3 protein-coding genes are annotated in these 2,264 nt (G+C 64.8%); all 3 read right to left on the bottom strand.

Going from position 1 to position 2,264, the window contains the following annotated elements; translation table 11 throughout:
* Positions 1 to 456: ATP-binding cassette domain-containing protein (locus VF542_RS03805; RefSeq protein WP_408650375.1), on the bottom strand; the 456-nt coding region annotated here is incomplete at its 3' end.
* 17 nt (positions 457 to 473) lie between these two features.
* Positions 474 to 1,481 carry an ABC transporter permease gene (locus VF542_RS03800; protein ID WP_408650374.1) on the bottom strand — a complete coding sequence of 336 codons (1,008 nt, stop codon included), beginning with the start codon at positions 1,479 to 1,481 and terminating at the stop codon, positions 474 to 476.
* Positions 1,482 to 1,586: 105 nt separating this feature from the next.
* A partial coding sequence (locus VF542_RS03795) for an ABC transporter substrate-binding protein (RefSeq protein WP_408650373.1) occupies positions 1,587 to 2,264 on the bottom strand: 678 nt, incomplete at its 5' end.

Here is a 2,264-nt window from a genome sequence, read left to right as displayed (position 1 = left end):
CCGGTCCAGCATCTCGATGGTCCGCTTCTTGGCCATCGACTTGGACACCTTGTTATGCACCAGGTACGCCTCGGCGATCTGGGCGCCGACCCGGTAGAACGGGTGCATCGCCGACAGCGGGTCCTGGAAGATCATGGCCATCTTGTCGCCGCGCAGCGAGCGCATGTCGTCCTCGGAGGCGCCTACCAGCTCGGTGCCGTCGAGCCAGATCTCCCCGGTGATCCGGGCCTGGCTTCCCTTGTGCAGCCCGAGGATGGCCTGCGAGGTGACCGACTTACCTGAGCCGGACTCGCCGACGATGCCCAGGATCTCGCCACGCCGGACATCGAAGGACAGGCCATCCACGCCCTTGACGAGACCGTCCGGGGTCGGGAAGTGCACCCGAAGGTCGCGCACCGAGAGAAACGCGTCACCGACCTCTGGCTTGTCGAGTCGGACGAGGGGCTGGGCTGTCACTGGATGGTCTCCGGTCTCTAGCTGTAGCTCACGCGCGGATCGACGAAGGCATATCCGATGTCGACGATGATGTTAGCCAGCACAACGGCGAATGAGGCCACGAGAGTCACACCCAGGATGACCGGCAGGTCCTGGCTGTTGATGGCGCGGATGCTGATCAGGCCGAGTCCCTGCAGGTTGAACACCGACTCGGTGATCACGGCACTGCCGATCAGCTGACCGAGGTCCAGTCCGAAGATCGTCACGATCGGGGTGAGAGCGGCCCGCAGGCCGTGCTTGATCACCACGGTTCGCCTGGCCAGTCCCTTGGCCCGCGCGGTCCGGACGTAGTCCTCGCCCATGGTGTCGAGCATGTTCGCCCGGGTGAGCCGGGCATAGAACGCCGCGTAGAGGAACGCCAGCGCGAACCACGGCAGGATCATCGACTTCAACCACTGGGCAGGGTTGGAGGTCAGCGGGGCGTAGTTGGTGTTGGGTAGCCAGGCCAGCTTGTACTTGAAGATCAGCAACAGGATCGGCCCGGTGAAGAAGATGGGCAGCGACACCCCGGCCAACGCCACGGTCATCGCGGACCGGTCGAAGAGCGTTCCCCGCTTGAGCGCCGAGATCGAGCCGATCACCAGCCCGCCGACCAGCCAGAGGACGGCCGCGCCGAAGGCGAGGCTGAGCTCCACCGGCAGGGCTTGCCAGATCAGGTGGGTGACCGGCAGTTGCTGCCGGAACGAGTAGCCCAGGCACGGCTTGGCACAGTGGACGACCGCACCGGTGTCATCACCGAGGTCGCGGCCGAAGATGATGCCGCCCGTCCAGTTGAAGTACTGCTTCCACAGCGGAAGATCGAACCCGAAGCGGTGTTCGATCAGCTTCTGGCCGGCCTCGGTGGGAGGGATCTTGCCGACATAGAACAGAGCCGGTGAGACGTGCGCGATCTTGGGGCCGACCTGGAAGATGAAGAACGTGACGAAGCTCGTCACGATGAGCACCAGCAGGCCGCCGATCGAACGGCGAATGACATATCTGATCATCGCGTTTGCGTGTCGGTGGCCGGCCCGGGACTACCCGGACCGGCCACCGACACTGCCACCTCTCTAGTCAGTCAGATCTAGCTCGCCTGAATCGGAGATCAGGCGTTACTTGCCGTCGCTGACACCGACGTTGACGGCGTCGTAGTACGAACCGAGTGCGAAGTTGTTACGCACGTTGGTCAGACGCGGGTTGCGGTAGTACAGCGTCTTGTCATACACGAACGGCAGGTCGACCGCGAGTTCCATGACCCGGGCGTCGAGCTGCTTGAACAGGTCGTCGTGCCGGCCGGTGGACTTGGCAGCCTCAGCCAGCAGGTCGTCGATCTTCTTGTCCTTGATCTGGGTGTAGTTGCCACCGCCGGGAGGCGCGTAGCTGGCCACGATCGAGGTCCAGAAACCGCCACCGGTCGGGTAGTCGGCACCCCAGCCTGCCTGCGCGATGCCGATGCCGACGCTCTTGACGGTCTCGGGCTTGCCGAAGTAACCGCCGTAGTAACCGGACTGGGCGTGCACCGCGGCCGTCAACTTGATGCCGACCCGAGCCAGCGCCTGCTGCGCGGCGGCGAAGACCGCCGGGCCCTTGCCCGCGTTGACGTAGGCCATCTTGGTGGCGAAGCCATTGGGCTTGTTGCACTGCTGCAACTCGTCCTTGGCCTTGGCCAGGTCACCGGTGTTGTCCGGACCGCTGGGGTACGGGTCGGCCTGCGGGTCGTGACCGGGAACGGTCGGCTGCGCCATCGTGTGAGCGATGTCGCCACCGTAGGTGCCACCACGGGCGCGCTG

The organism is Jatrophihabitans sp. (assembly GCF_036389215.1).
In the GTDB taxonomy this organism is placed as follows: domain Bacteria; phylum Actinomycetota; class Actinomycetes; order Mycobacteriales; family Jatrophihabitantaceae; genus Jatrophihabitans_A.
Note: the sequence above shows the minus strand (reverse complement) of the source record. Positions and strands in the feature narration are given on the sequence as shown.

Bases quoted from the DNA above. Each gene is read 5' to 3' on its own strand.
- VF542_RS03800 (WP_408650374.1), bottom strand. From the start codon at position 1,481: ATGATCAGATATGTCATTCGCCGTTCGATCGGCGGCCTGCTGGTGCTC.